The following is a 3,239-nucleotide window of genomic DNA, read 5'->3' as shown; positions in this document are numbered from 1 at the left end:
GGTAAAAGCGGTCTAAGTCTTGAGGAGATCAAACAAAATAAAGAGAAAAAATGAGTGAATTTTTATAGGATTTGAAGCCAAAAATCACGCTCGCAGCGGACACTACTTGCGCCGCTAAGCGGTCTAAATTTACCGAACGCAGGCGGGCAGCAGTTTAAAAACCGCCGCTGCGAACCGTTCTAGCAGGCGAGTATCCGATCTCTCGCCCAAGATTATCGGCGGACGGACGATCTGAAGGCTGTCAAAGTCAAGCTCGCTCACGCGCCGCTCGATCTGCCCTTTGGCGCGCAGATAAAAGCTTAGCGAGCCCTCGTTCGCACCCAGAGATGATACGAGCACAAAGCGCCACACGCCCGCTGTGCTTTGCCCCACTTCGCCGCTGCATAGACGTAGTCCACGTCCACGCGTAAAAACGCCTCGCGCGAGCCTGCCTGCTTCATCGTCGTGCCCAGCGCGCAAAAAAATTCGTCAAATTTATGCGGCACGATATCCGAGATACCCTCAAAATCAATGATCCGCGCGCGAAGCTTAGGGTGGCAAAAGCCTATCTCGCGGCGCACCCACGCCTCTACCTCATCGTAACCCGGGCCCTCGCAAAGCTCACGTACCAGCTCCCTGCCCACGACGCCCGTAGCGCCAAGCACCAAGGCGGATTTTTCCATTTTTCGCTCCTTAAATTTCTTTAAATTTTACCGCGTTTTGGGGTCAAATTTAGCTCAGGCGCTACGTTATTCTAAAATTTTACGCTTCGTCGCGCGGCGCGGCACGTCGCGCGATCTATAAATGCGTAAAATTCAAAGGCGCCTGCCTGCGCAGCTTGTCGCTACGAAGCCGAATCAAGTCCTGCTCGCACGTAAAGAAGCAACTTAACAGCGCAAGCTATAAATGAGCTTGCGCCTCACCCGACCCGCTATTTGGCGGTCGCTATATAATTAAATTTCGGTTCGCTAAGTTTAAATTCGAAGCTAGCCAAATCCACCTCTCCGATGCATGCATCGCTATCGTAAAGCGTGAGCAAAAATTCTGCCGTTTGTTCGCTGCTGTGGTATTGCGAAAACGCCGCATCGTAATCAAATCCGCGCTTTCCCGAAGCTACGTCGCAAAACTCGCTTTTAGTCGCGGCGGGAGCTAGAACTTTAGCCTGCATTTTGGCCTCTTTATCCTGCGCCAGCTCGTGGCTCAAACCCTCGGTGAAAGCGCTTACGAAAAATTTTGTAGCGCAATACGGCACGACGCCGGGCGCCAGAAAATAGCCGCCCACGGAGGAGATGTTTATAAGCTGAGTTTGTTTGCGTTTGTAATCTCGCGTAAATAAGCTCGAAAGTATCGCGAGCGCGGTTACGTTTAGGTCTATCATTCTTACCATTTTTTGTAAATCCTGCTCTCCCACTAAGCCAAAATCCCCAAAGCCAGCGCTATTAATTAGCGCCTTTAGCTCGTAGCTTTTTAGCTCGTCCCAAAGCGCTAGGACATTCTCGCTGCGCGCAAGGTCGCAAATTTTAATCACGACGTCCGATTTGGGCGCGATCTGCGCGATCTTGTCCTTTAAGCTTTGCAGCAACTCCGCTCTACGCGCGATTATGATCAAATTTTCTCCGCGCCCAGCAAACGCCTTTGCCGTAGCCGCTCCGATACCCGAACTTGCGCCGGTGATGACGATATATTTTTTCATTTTCTATCCTTTTTTAGATTCTTTAGTTTGAAATTTTACCGAAGCTCGCCGCGTATTCACGCGTGCGCTCGTCTTAAATTTACAAATTTACCAGCGTTTTGCGAGGCGGTTTACTCGCCACTTATGGGCGTGCGCTTGGTATCTACTGCTTTGCCGTCCAGATAGTACCGACCGCCGGCGACGTAGTGAAGCGTTTTTAGCTCGTCAGGGATCTTTTCAAACAGCCAGTGTCCGCCGTCAAAGACCCGCTCGTCCGCATACGCCGCAACGACCTCGCCGATGAAAAGATCATAACTCTGCTCGTTATGAGGCTCTGGGATGCGCTTACAAACGAGCCATGCGGCGCAGCTCGCGATCAGCGGCACATCGAAGTCATCTTGATAGAAAATTTCCACGTTTTTCATCTTGTCCGCGTTATCAAAGCGCGAGTTGTTTTCGGCGCCCAGCTCGCTAACCAGCTCCGCCTGCGCTGCCGTGGGGATCTGCACGGCGAAATACCCGCTCTTTTCGATGAGCGTCCTCGTATACGAGCCGTTGTGAGGCACGATGGTAACCTTGTCATAATCAAGCGCCTGCGCCCACGTTATCGCCATCGCATTGACGTCGTCGCCGTATTTTGCCGATACGAGCGTGGTCGCACCCGGATTTAGGATACGATATGATTTTTGTAGATCGACTTTTATGATCGCCATTTTTGCTCCTTTGACCTGGTTTTTGTTAAATTTTTAGGCCGTCTTGACGGGTGCTTTTAAATTTGACCTCAAATTTACCCTCGTCTCGCCGGACCCGCCATATCAAACCCAAAAGCCGCAAATTTAGCTAAATTTACCGCACCTTTTCGCAGTGTTCTCCGTACGGCACCAGCTCGCAAAGCCGCGCATGCAGCCGTTTCACCTCAGCTTCGCCGGAGATCTCGCGTAGCTCTTTTTCGTGATATTTAGCTAGCATGATGCAGCCAGCGAGCATATCTGTTTCGTGGCAACTTCTAACAAGCGCTTTTATAGCTTCCTTGGCCCCGTAGGGCATCGCCATCGTGCCAAATCTAAAACATCGCCAAGCGTCCATCTCGCACGCCTTGCGCATATAGCCGACCGCCTGCTCCGGCGCGCTGCTGCCGATCGCTAACCCTAGATACTCGCATCCTAGCGCCGAGCCCTTTTCGCAGGCGATTTCATACAGTTTTTTCGCGCGTTTTTCCTCCTTGCCTGGCGCGCCCTGCTCCTCGAAACTCCTGCCGTAAATCACGCAAGCGTCCTGATAGCCGCTATCGCAAGCAGGGCTCAAAATCTCTCTAGCGGCGATGAAGTCTTTGTTATTTATGTGCATTTCGCCAGCCGCCGCGCACGCGTCAAATTTGCCATCCTTGCACACGCCGAGTAAAATTTGCATCGCCTCGCGAATGTCTTTTTCGTTTTGCTTTTTGGGCTGTTTTTGGTAAAACAATATCACGCGTTTGCAGGCTCTCGCGTCCTTTTGGGCGCAGGATTTTTTGAGCTCCTCGTATCTCGCGCTTAAAAACGCCTCTTTTTCGGGGCTTAGCTCGCCTTTTTTGGGCTCGCCGGCCACA

Annotated in this window: 4 protein-coding genes and 1 pseudogene; all 5 read right to left on the bottom strand. The window is 51.7% G+C overall.

Translation table 11 applies throughout. The features are described 5' to 3' along the window. Positions 1-129 precede the first annotated feature (129 nt). Positions 130-339, bottom strand: a complete 210-nt coding sequence (locus tag Q0546_RS02720; protein WP_298790307.1) for a hypothetical protein — start codon at positions 337-339, stop codon at positions 130-132. After that, positions 300-662 carry an NAD-dependent epimerase/dehydratase family protein gene (locus Q0546_RS02715; protein WP_298790305.1) on the bottom strand — a complete coding sequence of 121 codons (363 nt, stop codon included), beginning with the start codon at positions 660-662 and terminating at the stop codon, positions 300-302. The genes Q0546_RS02720 and Q0546_RS02715 overlap by 40 nt, the downstream gene beginning before the upstream one ends. Before the next feature lie 248 nt (positions 663-910). Further along, positions 911-1,672: an SDR family NAD(P)-dependent oxidoreductase gene (locus tag Q0546_RS02710; RefSeq protein ID WP_298790303.1), complete on the bottom strand. Its 762-nt coding sequence runs from the start codon at positions 1,670-1,672 to the stop codon at positions 911-913. A 110-nt stretch (positions 1,673-1,782) separates the two neighbouring features. After that, on the bottom strand, positions 1,783-2,364 hold the full coding sequence (locus Q0546_RS02705; protein WP_298790301.1) for a flavin reductase family protein: 582 nt from the start codon (positions 2,362-2,364) through the stop codon (positions 1,783-1,785). A 133-nt stretch (positions 2,365-2,497) separates the two neighbouring features. After that, positions 2,498-3,239 (bottom strand): annotated as a pseudogene (locus tag Q0546_RS02700) (hypothetical protein); the annotation flags it as partial.

The sequence above is a fragment of the uncultured Campylobacter sp. genome, assembly GCF_937997465.1.
Lineage (GTDB): Bacteria > Campylobacterota > Campylobacteria > Campylobacterales > Campylobacteraceae > Campylobacter_A.
Note: the sequence above shows the minus strand (reverse complement) of the source record. Positions and strands in the feature narration are given on the sequence as shown.

What these genes read in the sequence shown, in the direction of transcription:
- Q0546_RS02715 (WP_298790305.1), bottom strand. Translation starts at nt 662, where the DNA reads ATGGAAAAATCCGCCTTGGTGCTTGGCGCTACGGGCGTCGTGGGCAGG.
- Q0546_RS02710 (WP_298790303.1), bottom strand. Translation starts at nt 1,672, where the DNA reads ATGAAAAAATATATCGTCATCACCGGCGCAAGTTCGGGTATCGGAGCG.
- Q0546_RS02705 (WP_298790301.1), bottom strand. Translation starts at nt 2,364, where the DNA reads ATGGCGATCATAAAAGTCGATCTACAAAAATCATATCGTATCCTAAAT.